Genomic DNA, 19,777 nt, shown 5'->3' on the forward strand with positions numbered 1-19,777 from the left:
GACCACCGCACCCGCCTCGGCCTACGTTTTGTACATGACCGAGACGACCCAGACGCAGGCGACACAGACGCAGATGACACAGCCAGGCGGCGGCCGGCCGCGCAGTCCCGAGTTCCAGCTCGCGATGGACGTGTCGCGGGGGCTGCGGCAGGACCTGTTCCACGACGCCTTCGCCCTCCGCCCGCTTCCGAGGATGCGGACGGACGGCCCCGTCATCAAGAGCCTGCCGCCACGTTTGAGAGAGCGGGCCACCCTGCTCCCGCACACCCTGGTGGTGCTGGCCGGCCTGATCACGCTGCTCATCTCCCTCGCGGGCAACGGCGGCGGCGATCTGGCGCAGTTCCTGACCGGCCTCATGGGGCTGGGCGCGATCCTGCTGACCCTGCTCAGGCCGGTCGTCGCCTTCTGGGCCTCTCTGGTGGTGGCACTGGTGACGGCCCAGTTCGGGCACTGGTGGGCCAGCGACTGGCCCTGGGCGCCCGGCGCCTTCGCGACCCAGCTGGTCGTTCTCACGGTCGTGGCGATGCGGACAAGGCCTCGCACTGCGGCCTGGATGTGGGCGCTGACCGCGGCCTACGGCCTTGTCTCGGAGGGCTTCTTCCCGGGCGGCCACGACTACACGAACACGATGCCCTTCCTGTTCGTGAGCGCACTGGCCCTGCTGGTGGTCACGGTGTGGCACGTGCGCCGCGAGGCCGCGCACAAGGTGACCGCCCAGCAGACGGTGACCGCGCACGAGCGTTCCAAGCGCACTCTTCTCGAAGAGCGCACGACGATCGCCCGTGAGCTGCACGACGTGGTCGCCCACCACATGTCGGTGGTCGCCATTCAGGCGGAGGCAGCGCCCTACCGCGTGGAGAACCCCCCGCCGGAGCTGGAGTACGCCTTCAAGGTGATCCGGGAGAACGCGGTCATAGCGCTCTCCGAGTTGCGCCGGGTCCTGGGTGTCGTACGGGCCGAGGACTACGAGGCCCCGGACGCCCCGCAGCCCAGACTCGCGGACCTGAACCGCCTCCTGGAGAACGTGCGCGACACCGGCCTCCGGGTGGACAGTACGGTCACGGGAGCGGTGCGGGAGCTTCCCCAGGGCGTCGAGCTGTCCGCCTACCGAATAGTCCAGGAGGCGCTGAGCAACAGCCTGCGGCACGCGCCGGGCGCGTCGGCCAAGGTGGAGGTCAGCTATGTGCTCGGCGGGCTCGGGCTGCGGATGGTGAACGGTCCGGCGACCGGGCTGGTCAAGCCGTCACCGGGCGCCGGGCACGGCATCACCGGTATGCGGGAGAGGGTGTCGATGCTGGACGGGGAGATGACGGCGGAGGCGACGGACGACGGGGGCTACGAGGTCGCGGTCTTCCTGCCGGTCTCGTCGGCGGCGTCGACGGAGGACACGGCATGACCATTCGGGTACTGATCGCCGACGACCAGATGATGGTCCGCGAAGGGTTCTCGGTGCTGCTCGGCGCGATGCCGGACATCGAGGTCGTGGGCGAGGCGGTCAACGGCCGGGAGGCGGTCGACCGGGTCAGGGAGCTCACGCCGGACGTCGTCCTGATGGACATCCGGATGCCCGAGATGAACGGCATCGAGGCGACGCGCGAGATCGTCGCGGCGGACGGCGCGGCGAAGGTGCTCGTGCTGACCACGTTCGACCTCGATGAGTACGTGTACCAGGCGCTGCGTGCCGGGGCGTCGGGCTTCCTCCTGAAGGACGCCTCGGCCCGGCAGCTCGCGGACGGGGTACGGGTGGTGGCGGCCGGTGAGGCACTGCTGGCGCCCTCGGTGACGAAGCGGCTGATCACCGAGTTCTCGAAGCTGTCCGAGGAGCCCCGCTACTCGGCCGCCACGCACGCGGCGTACGGCGATCTGACCGACCGGGAGACCGAGGTGCTGGTCCTCATCGCTCAGGGCCTGTCCAACGCGGAGATAGCCACCCGCCTGGTCGTGGCCGAGTCCACCATCAAGACCCACGTGAGCCGCATCCTGGTGAAACTGGGCCTGAGAGACCGCACCCAAGCAGCGGTCTTCGCCTACGAGGCCCGCCTGGTAACCCCAGGCTGAAACCCTTTGGGGGCGAAGCCCCGTAGGGGCGCGGGGAACGGCGCAGTCTTTTGTCTTTGGCTTTCAGGGGCGCGGGGAACGGCGCGACCAGCCCCCACGGACCCGCAGACGAAACCGACCCCTGCGGAGCGAAGCCCCAGTTCAAGAGGGCAGCCCCTGTCCAGACAGGGACACCACCGGCTAGCGTCCGCTCATGGCAGCCATCAACCCCCCGAAGTCCTTCGACCCCTGGGACAAGACCTTCCTGGCCGACCCGTACCCCGCCTACGCGGACCTCCGCACCCACGGCAGGATCCACTACTACGAGCCGACCGACCAGTGGCTGGTGTCCCACCATGCGGACGTGTCGACGCTGCTGAGGGACCGCAGGCTGGGCCGTACCTACCAGCACCGCTTCACGCACGAGGACTTCGGACGGACGCCGCCCCCGCCCGAGCACGAGCCGTTCCACGTGCTGAACGACCACGGCATGCTCGACCTGGAACCGCCGGACCACACACGGATCAGGCGGCTGGTGTCGAAGGCGTTCACCCCGCGCACGGTCGAGCGGCTGCGGCCGTACGTGGACCGGTTGGCGTCCGACCTGGTGGGCGAGCTGGTCGCGGCGGGCGGCGGAGACCTGCTGAAGGTCGTCGCCGAGCCCCTCCCGGTGGCGGTGATCGCGGAGATGCTGGGCATCCCGGAGTCCGAGCGGGCGCAGCTGCGACCCTGGTCGGCGGACATCTGCGGGATGTACGAGCTGAGCCCGTCCGAGGAGACGGCGGAGAACGCGGTGCGGGCGTCGGTCGAGTTCACCGAGTTCCTGCGGGAGCTGATCGCCGTACGGCGCAAGGAGCCCGGGGACGACCTGGTCTCGGGACTGATCGCGGCGTACGACGAGGGGGACCGGCTCAGTGAGCAGGAGATGATCTCGACGTGCGTCCTCCTGCTGAACGCGGGCCACGAGGCGACGGTGAACGCCACGGTGAACGGCTGGTGGGCTATGTTCCGGCACCCGGAGCAACTGGCGGCGCTGCGCGCGGACCGGGGGCTGGTGGGTACGGCGGTGGAGGAGCTGATGCGGTACGACACCCCGCTGCAGTTGTTCGAGCGGTGGGTGCTGGACGAGATCGAGGTCGACGGGACGGTGATCCCGCGGGGGAGCGAGGTGGCGTTGCTCTTCGGGGCGGCCAATCACGACCCGGCGGTGTTCGCCGAGCCTGAGGCGCTCGATCTGTCCCGGGTGGAGAATCCGCACATCTCCTTCAGCGCGGGTATCCACTACTGCATCGGGGCGCCACTCGCCCGGATCGAACTTGCGGCGTCCATGAGGGCGTTGTTGGAGCGGGCTCCTTCGCTTCGGCTCACGGCCGAGCCTCGGCGGAAGCCGAACTTCGTGATCCGGGGGTTGGAGGAGTTGCTGGTCGAGGTGTGACGGACTGGTCCTGGTCCGACGAACTGGTCGTGGCGGACCGGCTGTGGCGGACCGGCTGTGGCGGTCCGGCTGTGACGTGTGGGTCGACCGTGGCTGGTCGCGCAGTTCCCCGCGCCCTCCGCACCCTCCGTACCCCGCGCCTTCCGCGCCCCTGAAGGGCCCCTGCGGGGCACCCCCACGGCACCCCCCACGGGTTGCCCGGCCTCACCGCGGCCTCACCCCGTCGTCAGGTCGCGGCGCCTGAAGGCTGCCAGGCCCGCCGCGACCAGGGCCGTCGCGATCGCCGTGAGGACCAGTACCGGTGTCCAGGTCATCTCGCCGCCGGGGAGTTTCGGCAGGTGGCCGAAGGGCGAGAGGTCCAGCGCCGAGGCGGGGAGGTCAAGGGCCGGGCCGATCCAGCCCAGGAGCAGTGCGGTGCCGGCCACCGCCCACGCGGCCGGAGCCACCTGTGGAGACACCCCGTACAGGAGGACCGTCAGGGCGCCGATGGTCCAGATCGCGGGGAGTTGGACCAGGCAAGCGCCCAGGACGGCGCCCGGCGACCGCCCGTAGCCGGCCGTCAGGCCGAGGCCGCCCAGGAGCATGATGAGCACCGCGCCGCCGAAGGCGATCAGCAGGTGGCCGCCGGCCCAGCGCAGACGGCCCACCGCGCCCGCGAGGACCGGTTCCGCGCGCTGGGAGGTCTCCTCGCCGTGCAGTCGCAGCACGGACTGGACGACGTACAGCGCGGCGACCATGCCGAGCATGCCGACCATCGTGGCGAGGAACGCGTCGGTGATGCCGGACTGTCCGCCCATGCGCTCGATGATCTCGCGGGTCCGTTCGTTGTCGCCGACCAGATCCGTCGCCCCCTTCGTCACCCCGCCGAAGGCTGCCCCGGCGGCGAGGAAGCCGAGACTCCAGCCGAGTACGCTGCCGCGCTGCAGTCGCCAGGCCAGCGCGCCCGCCGTACCGAGGCGGCCGGCGGCGGGGCCGGGCCGGGTCGGCAGGAAGCTCATCCCGACGTCACGGCGCCCGGCCAGTTCGTACGCGGTCGCGCCCTGGAGCGTGACGGCGGCGGCGAAGAGCAGCAGGACCCACCAGCGTTCGTGCGCGAAGGGACGCAGGTTCTCCAGCCAGCCGACGGGGGACAGCCACGTCAGCACGGACGAGCCGTCGCTCACCGAGGAGTCGCCGGCCGCCCGCAGTGCGAACGCCGCGCCCAGCAGGCCTCCCGTCAGCCCTTTCGCGAGCCGCGCGCTCTCCGTGAGCTGGGCGACGACCGCCGCCGCCGTCGCGAAGACCATGCCGACCCCGGCCGTGCCGAGCCCCAGCGCGAGGGCGCCCGGCGCACCCTGTCCGGCGAGGCCGGCGGTGATGAGCAGGGCGAGGGCCGCGTTCGCGACGAGGGCGGTGAGGAGCGCGGCGGTCAGCGGGGCGCGTCGGCCCACCATGCCCGCCGAGACCATCTCCTGACGGCCGCTCTCCTCCTCGTCCCGGGTGTGCCGCACGACGACGACCAGGCTCATGATCCCGGCGAACACCCCCGCGTACGCGCCGATGCGCCACGCCACGAGAGCGCCGAGGGAGTCGCCGAACACCGGCCCGTACATGGCGCGCAGGGAGCTGTTGGTGAGCATCTGACCGGCGAGGTCGGTGCGTTCGGCGGCCGTGGAGTACACGCTCTTCAGGGAACCCGGCATGGAGACCACCATCAGGGCGACGACACCGACCCAGAGCGGGATCACCACCCGGTCCCGGCGCAGTGCGAGCCGCAGCAGGGGCCGGGTTCCTGCCAGTTGGCGCGTACCCCTGCCCCGTACGGTGGTGGGCCCGGCGGGCGAGGTCACGGCAGTGGTCATCGGGACGCCACCCCGGCCTGCGCCTGTACGTCTTCCTGGTAGTGGCGCAGGAAGAGCTCCTCCAGGGTGGGCGGTGTGGAGGTCAGGGACCGCACGCCGGACTCGGTGAGCGAGCGCAGTACGGCGTTCAGCTTGTCGCTCTCCACCTGGAGTCTGACCCGGGTGCCCTGGATGTCGAGGTGGTGGACGCCGGGCAGGGCGGCCAGTCCGTCGGGGGGTCCGGCGACTTCGGCGGTGATGCTGGTGCGGGTGAGGTGCCGCAGGTCGGCGAGCGAACCGGTCTCGACCGTGACGCCCTTGCGGATGATGCTGACCCGGTCGCACAGTTCCTCGACCTCGCTGAGGATGTGGGAGGACAGCAGGACGGTGCGGCCCCGGTCGCGTTCCTCCTCGACGCACCGCTGGAAGACTTCCTCCATGAGGGGGTCAAGGCCCGATGTGGGCTCGTCCAGGATCAGCAGGTCCACGTCCGAGGCGAAGGCGGCGATGAGGGCGACCTTCTGCCGGTTTCCCTTGCTGTAGGTGCGTCCCTTCTTCGTGGGGTCCAGTTCGAACCGCTGGATCAGGTCCGCGCGGCGCGCCTGGTCCAGGCCCCCGCGCAGACGCCCGTACAGGTCGATGACCTCGCCGCCCGACAGGTTCCGCCAGAGCGTCACGTCACCGGGGACGTACGCGACCCGGCGGTGCAGTTCCACCGCGTCGGCCCAAGGGTCGCGGCCCAGCAGTCGCGCGGTGCCCGAGTCGGCGCGCAGCAGGCCCAGCAGGACACGGATGGTGGTGGACTTGCCCGCGCCGTTGGGGCCGAGGAAGCCGTGGACCTCGCCGGTCTCGACGTCCAGATCGAGGCCGTCCAGAGCATGCGTGCCGCCGAACGACTTGTGCAGTCCGGAGACGGTGATTGCCTTCGTCATGATTCAGAACGTACGCGCATTTCACAAACTTGTGAAGTTAAGGAAGCGTATGAACGACGGATAGACTCGACGGCGGGCGAGGGGTGTGACCAAGGGTTGTGACCGAGGGTGTGACCGAGGGGTACAGGAGCGGGGTACGGAGAGGATGGATCGCGGGATGGCGGAACCGAATGGGGCGGCACGGGAAGGCGGGGGTGCGTCGCGTGACGCCGAGGCGGTCTCGAAGTTCGTCGAGAGCTTCGCCGCGCAGCTCGTCGAGGCCGGGATGCAGCGGATGCCGGCCCGGGTGTTCGCCGCGCTGCTCTCCTCCGACTCCGGGACGATGACCTCGGTCGAGCTGGGTGAACAGCTGCGGATCAGTCCGGCCGCCGTGTCCGGGGCGGTGCGCTATCTCTCGCAGCAGCACATGGTCTCGCGCGAGCGTGAGCCCGGATCGCGGCGCGAGCGGTACCGGGTGCACAGCAACCAGTGGTACGAGGCGCTCACTAATCGTGAGGCGGTTGTCAAGAGGTGGGAGCGGGCCCTGCGCGAGGGTGTGGACAGCCTTGGCGGGGGCAGTCCGGCGGGGCGGCGGTTGGCTGAGACGCTCGCGTTCTTCGAGTTCATGGACGGGGAGGTGGCGCTGATGATGGATCGCTGGCGGGTGCATCGGGAACGGCACTTCGGTGCCGGTTAGGCCTTTCTCCGCCCCCGCCGCCCCTGCCCTCCCCGTCACTGCATGGGGCTGCGCCCCTCGCCCCCGTATCGCGCTGCGCGCTCGTCCTCAAACGCCGGACGGGCTGAAACGTTTTCAGCCCGTCCGGCGTTTGAGGACCTGGGGTTCGGGGGCAGCGCCCCCGGCGAGAAAACCCGGGCACGCCCCCCGCGCTACCCCGGCAGAATCAGCCCCCAAGCCCCCTCCCGGACGGTCCACGTCCGCGTCCGCACCGGCCCCCCCACCACCGCATCCGCCCGATACCGGAAATCCGCCCCCGACACGGTGATCGTCCTGGCCACGGCCTCCAGCGGCGCGGCCTCCGCCCCGACGGAGACGGGCCGGATCTCGATCCGCGCACCACCCCCGGCGCCTCCCGGAGTGATCGACACGGCCTCCACGGGCTGGTCCAGGTCGATGAGGGTCCGCCCGTCGACCTCGACCCGCAGCCGGGCGGGCCCGGGTGAGGCGGACGCCGGTGCGCGGGCGGGCCGTGCGGCGAGCGTGCGGACGAGGGACTGGCAGGTCCGCAACCAGTGCGGGTGTTGACGCGAGCCGTCCTCCCCCCAGGAACCTGCCCCACCAGCACCAGCACCAGCACCAGCACCCGCGTCCCCGCCCATGGGCGGAATCCGCAGAGCCCCCAGCACCACCCCGTCACTGTCGTCCACCAGCAGATCGAGCCGCCGCTCGGAGCCGTCGAGCACCGCCCGTGCCGCCGACACGGCCCCCATGGGCACGCCGAGGGCCCGCGAGAGCGTCAGCGCTCCGCCGCCCACGCCCACCGGCACCAGGGACAGCGCACATCCAGCCAGCTCGCGCCGCCGGTGCAAAAGGGACACAGCACGCAGGAGCGCCCGGTCGTCCCCGATCACGACGGGTCGCCGCGACCCTCTCCGGGCCAGTGCCCGATCGAATTCCTCAGGCCCGTCGGGGAGGCACACTTTTGTCGTCGCACCCGCGCTGAGCACGTCTTTTGCGATCCGTACCGCCTCACCGTCACCGTGACGGGCGACCGGGTCGATGACCACCAGGAGCTGGTCGGAAGTCGCCACCTCGGTCATGCCTCGCTTCCTCGGGTAGCATCTTTGTGCAAGAGCCCCTTGCGCTATTGCGCCAGGGGCTTCGTCTATTCCGGGGCATCCGGTCCGACGGTCGCGGCCAAAGGTGGTCGCCGGCGTACGCAGCCGTACCAGAATCAGCCGCGTACGTCCCCGACCTTGGACATGCCCCGCCCGGAAGGGGTGTACGCGCGTGCCCGCACTTGTGCTGCTCGGTGCTCAGTGGGGTGACGAAGGCAAGGGAAAGGCCACCGACCTGCTCGGTGGTTCCGTGGACTATGTGGTGCGCTACCAAGGCGGCAACAACGCCGGCCATACGGTAGTCGTGGGCGATCAGAAGTACGCCCTCCACCTCCTCCCTTCCGGAATCCTCTCGCCGGGGTGCACCCCGGTCATCGGTAACGGAGTCGTCGTCGACCCATCGGTCCTGTTCTCCGAGCTGAACGGACTGAACGAGCGAGGCATCGACACCTCAAGGCTCCTCATCAGCGGAAACGCGCACATCATCACGCCGTACAACGTGACGGTGGACAAGGTGACGGAACGCTTCCTCGGAAAGCGGAAGATCGGCACCACCGGCCGGGGCATCGGCCCGACCTACGCCGACAAGATCAACCGCGTCGGTATCCGCGTCCAGGACCTGTACGACGAGTCGATCCTGACGCAGAAGGTCGAGGCGGCTCTCGACGGCAAGAACCAGCTCCTCACCAAGGTCTTCAACCGCCGCGCGATCGAGACCGACCAGATCGTCGAGGAGCTGCTGACCTACGCGGAGAAGCTGCGCCCGTACGTCGCCGACACCGTCCTGGTGCTCAACAAGGCGCTCGACGACGACAAGGTGGTCCTCTTCGAGGGCGGCCAGGGCACGCTCCTTGACATCGACCACGGCACGTATCCCTTCGTGACGTCGTCGAACCCCACCGCGGGCGGCGCCTGCACGGGTTCGGGTGTCGGACCGACGAAGATCAGCAGGGTCATCGGCATCCTGAAGGCGTACACGACCCGGGTCGGCGCGGGTCCGTTCCCGACCGAGCTGCTCGACGAGGACGGTGAGGCGCTGCGCCGCATCGGCCACGAGCGCGGTGTCACCACCGGTCGCGACCGGCGCTGCGGCTGGTTCGACGCGCCCATCGCCCGTTACGCGACGCGTGTCAACGGCCTGACGGACTTCTTCCTCACCAAGCTCGACGTCCTCACCGGCTGGGACGAGATCCCGGTCTGTGTCGCGTACGAGATCGACGGCAAGCGCGTCGAGGAGCTCCCGTACTCGCAGACCGACTTCCACCACGCGAAGCCGATCTACGAGAACCTGCCCGGCTGGTCGGAGGACATCACGAAGGCCAAGACCTTCGCCGACCTCCCGAAGAACGCCCAGGCGTACGTGAAGGCGCTGGAGGACATGTCCGGCGCCCCGATCTCCGCGATCGGCGTGGGCCCGGGCCGCACGGAGACGATCGAGATCAACTCGTTCCTGCGGTAACACCTGCGGTAACACCTGAGGTAACACCTGCGGTGACGCCAGCGGTAACTGCATGTGAGAAGGCCGCCACCTCGTACGAAGCATTCGTACGAGGTGGCGGCCTTCTCACATGTGCTGACCGCCGCGTCGCCCCAGCGCCGCGGCATCCCTGACGCTGCCGCGGCGGACCCGGGAGCCGTCCGGACGGTGGTTGGACGGCGGACGGCGGACGGCGGCCGGGGTGGCGGCCGGTTACTTCTGGTGCTCGAAGCGTGCCGCCAGAGCGGTTCCGCTGGGTGTGCCGTCGAGGATCCGGCGCAGCCCGCGGGTCATGACCGCCTGTTCCTCCAGGCTGAGACAGTCGGTGATCATCGCGTCGGTCTGGGTGTCGATGGTGCGCAGTACGGGGATCAGTTCCTGCCCGCGTGGAGTCAGCCGCAGGTAGACGACCCGGCGGTCCACCTGTCCCGGCTCGCGGTCGATCAGGCTGCGCTTGGTGAGGGTGTCGACGATGCGGCTGGGGCTGCCGCTCTCGCACACGATCAGGCGGCCCACCTCGGCGAGTGTGAGCGGGGCACGCTCGGCCAGCACCAGCAGGATCTCCGCCTGGGCCGGGGTCAGGTTGAAGGGCCTGAGCTGTCCGGTCATCTGCCGGGCCCCCTCACGCTGCGCGGCCAGCAGGAGGTAGCGCAGTTCCGAGTCGTGCGGAGGCGGCTCGGCCGTTGCGGGCGCTCGGCTCAACGTGGTGTCCGTGGCGGTCGGGGGGCGGGACATGGCGGCTCCAAGGGGTGCTGTGGGCGTTGCTGTCGGCGGGCGGCTTCACACGAGCGGGTGATCACGTCATTTCTCGATGATGCAGCATCCATGCCACATCATTCAATGCTACGTCATCGATATACGCCTTATCCGGCCCGTGTGGCCTGTCTCCGACCCATCCGGAAGCGCGGTTACCACTTTTATCGGACACCCAGAATGGTGTTGCGACAACGATGCTGAGACATGCATGATGAGGCATCGGTGTTGGGACATCGATGACAAACCATCGATGTCGCGCCATCGACTTCTTGGCCGGTGCACGACCTCACAGCTTCAGCTCAGGCCCTCGTCAAGCAAAGGAAACGAAATGACCGCGCAGATCCTTGAAGACGCTCCCGTCGCACTCGACGCCCCGATCGTTCTCGACGACGCCGCGGCGGCCGTGGCCGCCATCGCACGCGGGGAGCTCATCGTCGTGGTGGACGACGAGGACAGGGAGAACGAGGGAGACCTCATAGTGGCGGCGGAGTACGCCGACGCCGCGGCCATCAACTACATGATCACCCACGGCCGGGGTCTGGTCTGCGTCTCGGTGACCGAGGAGCGTGCCGAGAAGCTGAACCTGCCCCCGATGGTCGAGCGCAACGAGGACCACCACGGCACCGCGTTCACCGTCAGCGTCGACGGCGGCCCGGAGCACGGCGTCACCACCGGTATATCGGCCCCCGACCGGGCCAAGACGATCGACCTCATGCTGAACGGCACCGGCCAGGATCTGCGTCGGCCGGGCCACATCTTCCCCCTCGTGGCACGTCCGGGCGGCGTCCTGGAGCGGCCCGGCCACACCGAGGCGGCGGTCGACCTCGCCCGTTTCGCGGGGCTCACGCCCGCCGGCGTCATCGTGGAGATCATCCTTGAGGACGGCACGATGGCGCGCCTCCCCCAGCTCGCCCAGTTCGCCCGGCGCGAGGGCCTGATCCTGACCAGCATCGAAAAGCTTCGGGAGTACGCCGCCGCCCGGACCGAGCGGGTGAAGTGAGTCGTATCCCCCGGTGGATGGCCGGTGCGTCGAACGCGGTCACCCGACCCGCAGTCACGCACCGGTTCCTCGCCGGAGTAGAAGGGGTCCGGCACCTGCCGGCCGACCAGCCGTTCGTCCTCATCGCCAACCACAGCAGCTTCGCCGACCACCTCGTCCTCGACGCCGTCCTCGACGCGCTGAGGGACACCCGTACCTCCTACCTCACGAAGGCCGAGGCCTTCGTCCACCCGATACGCGGCCGGTGGACGGACGGCATGGGCGGCATCCCGGTCGACCGGGACCGCCCCGGCAAGGAACTGCTGGCCGCGGTGGACGGTGTCTTCGCCGGCTCAGGTGCGCTCGTGGTCTACCCCGAGGGCACCCGCGGGACGGGCTGGCCCCTGCTGCCCTTCAAGGACGGTGCCTTCCGCTTCGCGGTACGGGCCGGTGTGCCCGTCATACCCGTGGCGATGTGGGGAGCACAGCACGTCCTGCCCAAGGGGGCCTCGCTGCCCCGCCGCGCCAAGGTCCGTGTCGTCTTCGGCCCCGCACTGCCCGACGACTCCGCACTGCCCAGGCCCCAGCGGGTCAAGGCCCTGGTGGTGGCGGCGCGCGAAGCACTGGAACCGCTGGTGGAGACGGCACGAACCGAACCCGGTCCGGAGCGGACACGCCAGGCGTCCCTGGAACTGGTCCGGCGCGCCGAGACGGTCGCGGAGACGATGCTCAGCCGCACCGACCCCCTGCCCGCCGGGCGGCGCATGAAGCAGGCGCGCCTCCTGCTCACCCTGGCCCGCCGTACCGATCCGGACCGATTCGAGAGATCCGACGACCCGGTCGTCGCCGACGCCCGCGTTCTGGCGGCCAGGCTCACCGGACTGCGTGCCCTGGACGCCCCCGCGGTGCTGCGCCCCGCAGTACTGCGCGGGGTCCGGCGCGGCGCCGAGGAGGTGCTGCGGAAGCACCCCGACCATCTGATGGCCCGTTACCTGCTGGGCCGCTGGCATCTGCTGATGCCCCGTGCCCTGGGCGGCCGCCGCGAGGAGGCGCTGCAGCATCTGCGGCACGCGGCCCGCCTGGGGGCCCACGACACCCGGTACCCCATGGCGTACGCCGAGGCGCTGATCGCGGTCGGCCGCGACGACGAGGCGGCGGGACAGTTGCGCGGCGTTCTCACCGCCCCCGCCCCCGACGCGCGGACGGCGGACCGGCGGCGCCGGGCCGAGGCCCAGTACCAGCAACTCGCCGGCGCCGGCGCCGGCGCCGGCCCTACGACCCCAAGGGGGTGAGCTCATTCATGAGCACATCAGCGTCGAGTACGTCAGCGTCGAGTACGTCAGTGTCGAGCACATCGGCGTCCCTGAAGTGCGGCAACACTCTCGTGGTCTTCGACGGGCCTCGCCGACTGGCCTGGCGTACGTCCATATCCGGCGACTACACCCCCACGGCCCTGTGGCCCAGCCCGGCGCAGGCGGCCCAGGTACTGGACCACCTGTACGGCGGAGGGTGCCTGCTCGTCCTGCTCGAACAGGAACGCATCTCCGTACCGATGTACGCCGAGGAGGCCGACCGGCTGCCGCCCGACGTGGCGGCCCGCGCCGACCTGACCAGTGACGGAGTGGTGAGCGAACTGCACCTGCCGGTCCTGGACTGGATGCCGCCCGCGCTGCGCGAACGCGGCCTGCGCTTCCTGGAGAACAGCACGGGCCTGCTGCGCGAGAGTCCTGACCTGCTGCTGCCCCACCTGATCGTGGAGACACCGCCGTACCAGCCGGAGAACCTGCGGTTCGCCCGGCTGCGTACACCCCGCCCCTTCTCCGAGGACCGTCTCGCGCCGGTCACCGACCATCTGTTCACCGCCGATATCGCCGTCACCGCAGCCATCTCGAACGCAGCAGCCATCTCGAACGCGGCAGTCATCTCCGACACCGCAGTCACCCCCGATATCGCAGCCGCCGTCATGTGCCCGGCCGGTTCGGCGATGGCCGGGGCCCACACCTGGGAGACCACGCCATGAGCAGTCCGGCTCCGACGGCCCCGCCCCCGGGCAGCCCGCTGAAGGGCAGAGTGGTGCTCCTGACCGGGGCGGGACGGGGCCTCGGTCTGCTGACCGTGCAGACGCTCCTCGACCAGGGAGCGGCGGTCGTCGCCAATCACCGTTCACCCTCGGACGGCCTGGACCGCCTCGTCGACAAGCACAAGGACCGGCTCCGGCTCGTCCCCGGTGACGTGGCCACCGACGAGACGGCCGCCCTGCTGGCAGCCGAGGCCCGTCGGTTCGGCCGGCTCGACGCCCTCATCCACAACGCCGCGATCACCCGCGACCAGCCCCTGGTACGCATGTCGATCGAGGACTGGGACGAGGTGCAGCGGGTCAACCTGCGCGGTGCCTTCCTGAGCACCAAGTACGCGGTGAAGACCATGATGCGGGCGCGCTACGGCCGCATCATCTACATCTCCTCCATCACCGCGCTGACCGGGAACGCGGGCCAGGCGGCCTACTCCTCCTCCAAGGCGGGCCTGCACGGCCTGGCCATGACCGTCTCGCAGGAGTACGCCTCCTACAACATCCGCACCGCCATCGTGGCCCCGGGCATCCTCGACACCGGTCTGGGGGCGGCCGTCGCCGGTCCGCAGCGGCGGCGTATGACCGACCGCTCACTGCTCGGGACCGGCGAGGCGGAGCAGACCGCCGAGACGATCGCCTTCCTGGCCTCTCCTGCCGCCGACTACATCAATGCCACGGTCATCCGCACCGACGGAGGAATGAGGTACTGATGAACGCCAACGCCAACGCCAACGCCAACGCTTCGCACATCCTGATCCCCGCACCTGTCGGGATCGTGCGGCAGATCCTTCTGGAACCCGCCGCCCTCGCCGAGTGGAACCCCGCCTTCCTCTCGGTCAGGGGTCCGTCGGAGGCGTTCACCGGCCGGCGCTACCCGCTCGTCGCCCGCGGCGGCCTCCGCGGCCACTGGGAGTACGCGGGCATCGGCGAGACCCTCATCGAGGGCCGGTGGGAGGTACCCGGCCTGGCCGAGACCAACAGTTGGAGCCTGCTGCCCCACGGCGACGGCACCCACGTCACACACACCTTCACCCACCGGGGCAGCCTCGCCGCCCTGCTGCGGCCGGCGTTCGCCGGTGTCGCCGACCTTCGCCTGGACCGGCTGTCCGGGCGGGCCGGGCAGCGCGCTCTGGCCCAGGTGTCCTGACATGGCGCCCGGCACCGCACCATCCGTTGCCGCGCGGCCCGGTGAGCGCACGGCGCCGGCCGTCCCGCCCGTGCCGCCCGCCTTCGCCGACTGCTGGGCGCGGCCCACGCCGCTGCACCTGGCCCGCCAGGACGGCGAGTACGGCGAGGACGTCGAGGACGTCGAGGACGGCGAGTACGCCGAGGACCACATCCTGCGTGGCCTCGACTGAACCGGCCGTGGTCCCGACCGAGTCGACCCTGGCTCCGACCGAGTCGTTCCTGATTCCGACCGAGTCCCTCCTGGTTCCGACCGAACCGGCCGCGGCCTCGACCGAACCGGTCGTCGAACCGGTCGCCCCATACGTGACGGGCCCGGCGAAAATCCCCCGCACCGGGCCCGTCACACCCACCGCCCACTCTCCTCACCCGCCCCATTCGCCCCACCTTCCCTTCCCGCCCACCGGCCCTACTCGCCCCGCCCTTCCCGCCTTCCCGCCTTTCCGCTGACCCGTCTGTTCCACGTTCCAGGGAGACCCACGTGTCCACACCCTCCGTACTGAAGCCTCCCAAGGGCCCCGAGTACGCCCGTATCGTCGGCGTGGGCGGCTACCGGCCCTCCCGCGTGGTGCCAAACGAGGAGATCGCCCGCCGCATCGACTCCAGTGACGAGTGGATCCGCGAACGCTCGGGCATCGCCGAACGGCGTTGGGCGGCCGAGCAGGAGAGCGTGGCCCTCATGGGGGCCGCGGCCGCGGAGAAGGCACTCGCGCACGCCGGAGTCACCGCCGACCGGATCGGCTGTGTCCTGGTGGCCACCTCCACCCACTTCCGCCAACTGCCCGCCCTCGCCGCCGACATCGCCCACCGGATCGGGACCACCCAGGCCGCGGCCTTCGATCTCTCCGCCGCCTGTGCGGGCTTCACCCACGCTCTGGCGGTCGCCCACGACCTGGTGCGCGGCGGCAGCGCCGGCCACGTTCTCGTGGTGGCGACCGAGCGGATGTCCGACCTGATCGACCACGATGACCGCGCCACCGCCTTCCTCTTCGGCGACGGTGCCGGAGCCGTCGTCGTCGGGCCCGGCGACACCCCGGCCATGGGCCCCGTGGTCTGGGGCGCCGACGGGTCGCAGGGCGGGGCCATCGACCAGAGCGCCTCCTGGCTGGAGCTCCGCGACGGTACGCCGTCGCGCTTCCCGGCCCTGACGATGCAGGGCCAGACCGTGTTCCGCTGGGCGGTCTACGAGATGGCCCGGGTCGCCCGACGGGCCGTGGAGGAGGCCGGGGTGGACGCCGCCGACCTGGAGGCCTTCATTCCGCACCAGGCGAACCTGCGCATCGTGGAGAGCCTCGCCGCGACACTGCGGCTGCCCGCGCACGTGGCCGTCGCCCGCGACATCGTGCACACCGGAAACACCTCGGCGGCCTCCATCCCGCTGGCGATCGAGAACATGCTGGCCTCCGGAGCCGTCCACAGCGGCGGGCTCGCCCTGACCATCGGCTTCGGCGCCGGGCTCTCCTGCGCCGCCCAGGTGATCACGCTGCCCTGACGGGCCGCGCCGCTCGTGTCCTCGTACCTGTTCTCGTGCCTGTTCCCGTACTTGTTCCCGTACCTGGAGCTGACATGATCATGATCGATGCATCCGTCGCGCCGCACACGGCGAGCACCGCGGGGCAGCGAGCAGCCGCCGCACGCCGTGACGGCGCTCCCTCCGGCCGGACCCGCACCCCGCACGTCGTCGTCGGACCGTCCGCCCTGTCCGCTGCGGTGTCGGGGCTCGGTCCGCTCGGGCCCGGTGGGGACCAGTTCGCCCCCGCCGTCCCCGCCGTCCCCGCCGATTCTGCCGCTCCTGCCCGCCCGGAACCGGAGGGGGCGGACTTCACCACCGTCTTCGACATCATGGGCCGCATTTTCAGTGCCGTCTGAAGTGCCGCCTGACGCGGAGGGCTCCGGCAGACACCACCCCCCTTCGGATCGTGACCCCTCGGATCGTGACCCTTCGGATCGTGACCCCTCGGATCGTGACCCCTCGGATCGTGCGAGACCACACCATGGAGACCGCAATGGCGCACGCCGCCCGGAAAGCCCCCGGCACCGGAAAAGTTCTCGTCACCGGACTCGGAGTCACCACGCCGCTGGGCGGTGACGTCCCGTCCACCTGGGAGTCCCTGCTCGCAGGTCGCTCCGGAGCCCGGCAGCTGACCGAGCCGTGGGCCCACGACCTCGCCGTACGCATCGCGTGCCCGGCGGCGAGCGAGCCCGCGCCGCTCATCGGGCCGACGCTGGCCCGGCGTACGGACCGTTCGACGCAGTTCGCCCTCGTGGCGGCCCGTGAGGCATGGCGGGACGCGGGCAGTCCGGCCGTGGACCCCGGGCGGCTCGGCGTCGTCGTCGCCTCGGGCCTGGGCGGCCTGACCTCGCTGCTGAACTCCCACGACGTCCTGCGGGAGAAGGGGCCGCGCCGGGTCTCCCCGCACACGGTGCCGATGTTCATGCCGAACGGGCCGGCCGCCCAAGTCGGCCTCGAACTCGGCGCGCGGGCCGGCATCCACACCACCGCCGCCGCCTGCGCCTCGGGCGCCGAAGCGGTCGGCTGCGCCCTGGCGATGATCCGCTCCGGGCGCGCGGACGTGGTGGTGGCGGGCGGCACCGAGGCGCCCATCCATCCCCTGATCATGACCGCCTTCGCCAACATGATGGCCATGTCACGGCGCAACGACGACCCCCAGGCGGCTTCCCGCCCCTATGACCGTGACCGGGACGGCTTCGTGATGGGGGAGGGCGCCGGAATCCTGGTCCTGGAGTCCGAGGAGTACGCCCTTTCCCGCGGCGCACGCGTCTACGGCGAGGCGGCCGGCGTCGGACTGACCTCCGACGCCCACCACATCGCGCAGCCCGAACCCGACGGCCGTGACGTGACCCGCGCGGTGCGGGCGGCCCTGGCCGACGCCGGCGCCGACCGGAACGAGGTCGTCCACGTCAACGCCCATGCCACCGCCACACCCCTGGGCGACCTCGCCGAACTCGCCGCGCTGCGCCGGGTGCTGGGCGCCCGCGCCGGCCGGGTTCCCCTGTCGGCGACCAAGTCGATGACCGGCCATCTGCTGGGAGCGACCGGGGCGGTGGAGTCGGTGGCCGCGGTGCTGGCCCTGCACCACCGACTGGCCCCGCCCACGATCAACGTCGACGTCCTGGACGAACGGGCCGACGCGGACGTCGTACGCGACAAACCGCGCGAGCTGCCGCCCGGCCCGGCCGTCGTCCTGAACAACTCCTTCGGTTTCGGCGGGCACAACGTGTGCCTGGCGTTCCGCAGCGCCGGAAGCGGCACGGGCAGCGGCAGCGAGGCATGACGATGACAACGCTGTTGCCAATGCCAGTGCCGGTGCCGGTGCCGGTGCCGGTGCCGCCTGCACGCATTGACGGGCGGCGTGGCGTACGGCTGAACCGGTCGGGCCGCAGAGCGGGCATACGGGTCGGACCGGGCGCCCCGCCCGACCTCGCGCAACTGGCCTGTTTCGGTCAACTTGTGAGGCGCCTTTGTGAACCAACGGCACGCTCTTGGGCCCGGTAAAGCGTCGAAAACCCAGCTCGTGGGCGGCTCGGGGCTCCAGGGGCCGGACCGAAACCCCTTTCCCCGGCTGTGGGGCACGGCTGGGGTCGACGTGACCGCTGTCGCATTCCGGCCCCTGTCGGCAAGCCGTTCGGGGTCAGGGGTGTGAACCGTGTGCCCAGCGCGCAGAGGCACTTCTAGCGTCGCGGCGCGCATCCGTTCGCTCTACCGGTCGTGTGCTCAGTGAGACCCAGTGACGATGGAGGACACCTCCCCGTGAAACCGGCCGTCGCCCGCCCCGGCGATCCGTACTGCTTCTTGCACATCGCCATCCGCCCGTCGCGCCGACGGGACCACGCCCGCGGCACCAGCCGCCCGTCCCCCGGCCGGCCGGGACGTCCGCGTGCCGTCCCGCGGACACCGCACCGGGCCGTGCACCGGGCGTCGCTACGGGCCCGGAGCAAAGAAGGCAACCGGGCAAGACCCCGCCCCACCGGCCAGGAGCCCGTCAGACCGGGGATCGCGGGACCGGGGATCGCGGGACCGGCGATCGTGAGGCTGGGGATCGTGAGGCTGGAGATCGCGGGACCGACGGTCGTGAGGCCGGGCATCGCCACACAGATCGTGGGACCGGAGATCGTCGGGCGAACGCCCTCACGGTTACGGGCAGCGCTCCCGAGGTACGCCACGGATGTCCGCCCCGTCGAGAAGGCAGCCACGGACCGCACCGGACGCCCGGTACGGCTGCTCCGGTGGCCGGCCCACCGCCCCGCCGCCGATGGCTGAGCGCACCGGTCCGCCCGCAGCGGACATGACGTCACGGCCCACCGGAAGCATCGCCCGCCATGTGGCCGAGTTCGCCGGGAGCACCGCCCGTCACGAGCTCGCCGACGACACGGGCCCCGCTTCCGGAGGCCCCGGGGCGCAACGCTCGCCCACCCTTCCCGAGCCGCCGCGCACGATTCCGTCGCAGCGGTACTACACCCTGGTCGTCGAACGCATCAGCGTTCTCGCCGCGTTGGGCTTCAACGCTCCGACGATCGCCCAGGTGCTGGGGCGTGAGGGCTACACCATGGCGCCCGGCCGCAGCGACCCCATCAGTCTGACCACGGTGCGCCGTCTGTTGCGCGAGAACATGCCCGCCGCCCGCCGCCAACCCGCCGCTGTCCGCGGTGAGGGCCTGGCGGCGCACGAGTGGTGGCTGCAGGATCTGGCCGCGGAGCTGTCCATGCCGTCCATCACCCTGTACGGCTGGGCCCGTCGCGGGTGGGTGACCGTGGTGCGCAAGGAGAGCCGGCCCCCCTATCGCCTTGTCCTGCAGGCCGACCCCGCAGAGGCCGAACGTCTGCGGGCCCGGCGCCTGCGCGCCGACCAGGAAGGGCTGCACGTCGGTACGGTGCCGCTTCCGCGCGGGCGCGGGCGCGGGGGAGCACCGCAGTGTCCCGATCCGGCGGCCTCGGCGGCCTCGTCGGCCCCATTGACTCCTTCGACCCCTACGGCTTAATCGGCCTCTTCAGCCTCTTCAGCCTCTTCGGCCTCTTCGGCCTCTTCGGCGGTGGTGCGTTGAGCGGGTGACCGCCACCCGCCCCGCCCGCCCTGCCCGTACGACCCATAGGACCCGTACGACCTACAAGAACTGAGCGAGCAAAGGAAGCAGGGCCCGGGACGCGGCGGGGGGGGGGGGGGGGGCGCCCCCGCCGCCCCCGCGCGCCCCCCCCCCCCCCCCGCCCCCCCCCCCCCCGCCCACACCGCGAACCCGCCCCGGGCGGCGCGCCGCCGCGCGCCCGCCGCCACCCCCGCCGGCGCCGGCGGC

General features: G+C 71.1%; 19 protein-coding genes. 15 read left to right on the plus strand and 4 right to left on the minus strand.

The window, feature by feature from the left end; all coding sequences use genetic code 11:
- Positions 1-34 precede the first annotated feature (34 nt).
- The 3 genes from ACIOKD_RS39985 (at position 35) to ACIOKD_RS39995 (ending at position 3,472) form a co-directional block, all read left to right on the plus strand.
- The gene (locus ACIOKD_RS39985; RefSeq protein WP_402093268.1) at positions 35-1,396 is read left to right on the plus strand and encodes a sensor histidine kinase; all 1,362 of its coding nucleotides are present in this window, start codon (positions 35-37) and stop codon (positions 1,394-1,396) included.
- Positions 1,393-2,058, plus strand: a complete 666-nt coding sequence (locus ACIOKD_RS39990; RefSeq protein WP_402093269.1) for a response regulator — start codon at positions 1,393-1,395, stop codon at positions 2,056-2,058. The genes ACIOKD_RS39985 and ACIOKD_RS39990 overlap by 4 nt, the downstream gene beginning before the upstream one ends.
- A 193-nt stretch (positions 2,059-2,251) precedes the next feature.
- Positions 2,252-3,472, plus strand: coding sequence for a cytochrome P450 (locus ACIOKD_RS39995; protein WP_402093270.1), 1,221 nt, complete (start codon positions 2,252-2,254; stop codon positions 3,470-3,472).
- A gap of 215 nt (positions 3,473-3,687) precedes the next feature.
- Here the strand turns inward: ACIOKD_RS39995 and ACIOKD_RS40000 are convergent, their stop codons facing one another.
- Together ACIOKD_RS40000 and ACIOKD_RS40005 are read right to left on the minus strand one after the other, a co-directional pair.
- Positions 3,688-5,313, minus strand: a complete 1,626-nt coding sequence (locus ACIOKD_RS40000; RefSeq protein ID WP_402093271.1) for an ABC transporter permease — start codon at positions 5,311-5,313, stop codon at positions 3,688-3,690.
- Positions 5,310-6,224, minus strand: coding sequence for an ATP-binding cassette domain-containing protein (locus tag ACIOKD_RS40005; RefSeq protein ID WP_402093272.1), 915 nt, complete (start codon positions 6,222-6,224; stop codon positions 5,310-5,312). The genes ACIOKD_RS40000 and ACIOKD_RS40005 overlap by 4 nt, the downstream gene beginning before the upstream one ends.
- A 157-nt stretch (positions 6,225-6,381) precedes the next feature.
- Between ACIOKD_RS40005 and ACIOKD_RS40010 the strand changes: the two genes are divergently transcribed.
- Positions 6,382-6,900, plus strand: a complete 519-nt coding sequence (locus ACIOKD_RS40010) for a GbsR/MarR family transcriptional regulator (RefSeq protein WP_402093273.1) — start codon at positions 6,382-6,384, stop codon at positions 6,898-6,900.
- Positions 6,901-7,091: 191 nt separating this feature from the next.
- Here the strand turns inward: ACIOKD_RS40010 and ACIOKD_RS40015 are convergent, their stop codons facing one another.
- The gene (locus ACIOKD_RS40015) at positions 7,092-7,982 is read right to left on the minus strand and encodes a diacylglycerol kinase (RefSeq protein WP_402093274.1); all 891 of its coding nucleotides are present in this window, start codon (positions 7,980-7,982) and stop codon (positions 7,092-7,094) included.
- 190 nt (positions 7,983-8,172) lie between these two features.
- On the opposite strand from ACIOKD_RS40015, the gene ACIOKD_RS40020 reads away from it, so the two are divergent.
- Positions 8,173-9,459, plus strand: coding sequence for an adenylosuccinate synthase (locus ACIOKD_RS40020; RefSeq protein ID WP_402093276.1), 1,287 nt, complete (start codon positions 8,173-8,175; stop codon positions 9,457-9,459).
- A 231-nt stretch (positions 9,460-9,690) separates the two neighbouring features.
- Here ACIOKD_RS40020 and ACIOKD_RS40025 read toward each other — a convergent pair whose 3' ends face one another.
- Positions 9,691-10,212, minus strand: coding sequence for a MarR family winged helix-turn-helix transcriptional regulator (locus ACIOKD_RS40025; RefSeq protein WP_402093277.1), 522 nt, complete (start codon positions 10,210-10,212; stop codon positions 9,691-9,693).
- Positions 10,213-10,561: 349 nt separating this feature from the next.
- On the opposite strand from ACIOKD_RS40025, the gene ribB reads away from it, so the two are divergent.
- From ribB to ACIOKD_RS40075, 10 genes are all read left to right on the plus strand, one after another.
- Positions 10,562-11,233: a 3,4-dihydroxy-2-butanone-4-phosphate synthase gene (gene ribB / locus ACIOKD_RS40030; RefSeq protein ID WP_402093279.1), complete on the plus strand. Its 672-nt coding sequence runs from the start codon at positions 10,562-10,564 to the stop codon at positions 11,231-11,233.
- A gap of 17 nt (positions 11,234-11,250) precedes the next feature.
- Positions 11,251-12,504: a 1-acyl-sn-glycerol-3-phosphate acyltransferase gene (locus tag ACIOKD_RS40035; protein ID WP_402093280.1), complete on the plus strand. Its 1,254-nt coding sequence runs from the start codon at positions 11,251-11,253 to the stop codon at positions 12,502-12,504.
- Between the two features lie 50 nt (positions 12,505-12,554).
- Positions 12,555-13,232 carry a hypothetical protein gene (locus ACIOKD_RS40040; protein WP_402093281.1) on the plus strand — a complete coding sequence of 226 codons (678 nt, stop codon included), beginning with the start codon at positions 12,555-12,557 and terminating at the stop codon, positions 13,230-13,232.
- Positions 13,229-13,993: an SDR family oxidoreductase gene (locus tag ACIOKD_RS40045; RefSeq protein ID WP_402093284.1), complete on the plus strand. Its 765-nt coding sequence runs from the start codon at positions 13,229-13,231 to the stop codon at positions 13,991-13,993. The genes ACIOKD_RS40040 and ACIOKD_RS40045 overlap by 4 nt, the downstream gene beginning before the upstream one ends.
- The gene (locus ACIOKD_RS40050) at positions 13,993-14,430 is read left to right on the plus strand and encodes an SRPBCC family protein (RefSeq protein ID WP_402093285.1); all 438 of its coding nucleotides are present in this window, start codon (positions 13,993-13,995) and stop codon (positions 14,428-14,430) included. The genes ACIOKD_RS40045 and ACIOKD_RS40050 overlap by 1 nt, the downstream gene beginning before the upstream one ends.
- A gap of 1 nt (position 14,431) precedes the next feature.
- Positions 14,432-14,641 carry a hypothetical protein gene (locus ACIOKD_RS40055; RefSeq protein ID WP_402093286.1) on the plus strand — a complete coding sequence of 70 codons (210 nt, stop codon included), beginning with the start codon at positions 14,432-14,434 and terminating at the stop codon, positions 14,639-14,641.
- Positions 14,642-14,949: 308 nt separating this feature from the next.
- Positions 14,950-15,960 (plus strand): beta-ketoacyl-ACP synthase III, encoded by a 1,011-nt coding sequence (locus tag ACIOKD_RS40060; protein WP_402093287.1) that lies wholly within the window; start codon positions 14,950-14,952, stop codon positions 15,958-15,960.
- Positions 15,961-16,040: 80 nt separating this feature from the next.
- Positions 16,041-16,337: a hypothetical protein gene (locus ACIOKD_RS40065; RefSeq protein ID WP_402093289.1), complete on the plus strand. Its 297-nt coding sequence runs from the start codon at positions 16,041-16,043 to the stop codon at positions 16,335-16,337.
- Between the two features lie 137 nt (positions 16,338-16,474).
- Complete coding sequence (locus ACIOKD_RS40070) at positions 16,475-17,764, plus strand: beta-ketoacyl-[acyl-carrier-protein] synthase family protein (protein WP_402093296.1); 1,290 nt, start codon at positions 16,475-16,477, stop codon at positions 17,762-17,764.
- A 978-nt stretch (positions 17,765-18,742) separates the two neighbouring features.
- The gene (locus ACIOKD_RS40075; protein ID WP_402093290.1) at positions 18,743-19,468 is read left to right on the plus strand and encodes a hypothetical protein; all 726 of its coding nucleotides are present in this window, start codon (positions 18,743-18,745) and stop codon (positions 19,466-19,468) included.
- The last annotated feature ends 309 nt before the right edge of the window (positions 19,469-19,777 follow it).

The organism is Streptomyces sp. NPDC087844, from assembly GCF_044742785.1.
In the GTDB taxonomy this organism is placed as follows: domain Bacteria; phylum Actinomycetota; class Actinomycetes; order Streptomycetales; family Streptomycetaceae; genus Streptomyces.

What these genes read in the sequence shown, in the direction of transcription:
- ACIOKD_RS39985 (WP_402093268.1), top strand. Translation starts at nt 35, where the DNA reads ATGACCGAGACGACCCAGACGCAGGCGACACAGACGCAGATGACACAG.
- ACIOKD_RS39990 (WP_402093269.1), top strand. Translation starts at nt 1,393, where the DNA reads ATGACCATTCGGGTACTGATCGCCGACGACCAGATGATGGTCCGCGAA.
- ACIOKD_RS39995 (WP_402093270.1), top strand. Translation starts at nt 2,252, where the DNA reads ATGGCAGCCATCAACCCCCCGAAGTCCTTCGACCCCTGGGACAAGACC.
- ACIOKD_RS40000 (WP_402093271.1), bottom strand. Translation starts at nt 5,313, where the DNA reads ATGACCACTGCCGTGACCTCGCCCGCCGGGCCCACCACCGTACGGGGC.
- ACIOKD_RS40005 (WP_402093272.1), bottom strand. Translation starts at nt 6,224, where the DNA reads ATGACGAAGGCAATCACCGTCTCCGGACTGCACAAGTCGTTCGGCGGC.
- ACIOKD_RS40010 (WP_402093273.1), top strand. Translation starts at nt 6,382, where the DNA reads ATGGCGGAACCGAATGGGGCGGCACGGGAAGGCGGGGGTGCGTCGCGT.
- ACIOKD_RS40015 (WP_402093274.1), bottom strand. Translation starts at nt 7,982, where the DNA reads ATGACCGAGGTGGCGACTTCCGACCAGCTCCTGGTGGTCATCGACCCG.
- ACIOKD_RS40025 (WP_402093277.1), bottom strand. Translation starts at nt 10,212, where the DNA reads ATGTCCCGCCCCCCGACCGCCACGGACACCACGTTGAGCCGAGCGCCC.
- ribB (WP_402093279.1), top strand. Translation starts at nt 10,562, where the DNA reads ATGACCGCGCAGATCCTTGAAGACGCTCCCGTCGCACTCGACGCCCCG.
- ACIOKD_RS40035 (WP_402093280.1), top strand. Translation starts at nt 11,251, where the DNA reads ATGGCCGGTGCGTCGAACGCGGTCACCCGACCCGCAGTCACGCACCGG.
- ACIOKD_RS40045 (WP_402093284.1), top strand. Translation starts at nt 13,229, where the DNA reads ATGAGCAGTCCGGCTCCGACGGCCCCGCCCCCGGGCAGCCCGCTGAAG.
- ACIOKD_RS40050 (WP_402093285.1), top strand. Translation starts at nt 13,993, where the DNA reads ATGAACGCCAACGCCAACGCCAACGCCAACGCTTCGCACATCCTGATC.
- ACIOKD_RS40055 (WP_402093286.1), top strand. Translation starts at nt 14,432, where the DNA reads ATGGCGCCCGGCACCGCACCATCCGTTGCCGCGCGGCCCGGTGAGCGC.
- ACIOKD_RS40065 (WP_402093289.1), top strand. Translation starts at nt 16,041, where the DNA reads ATGATCGATGCATCCGTCGCGCCGCACACGGCGAGCACCGCGGGGCAG.
- ACIOKD_RS40070 (WP_402093296.1), top strand. Translation starts at nt 16,475, where the DNA reads ATGGCGCACGCCGCCCGGAAAGCCCCCGGCACCGGAAAAGTTCTCGTC.
- ACIOKD_RS40075 (WP_402093290.1), top strand. Translation starts at nt 18,743, where the DNA reads ATGGCTGAGCGCACCGGTCCGCCCGCAGCGGACATGACGTCACGGCCC.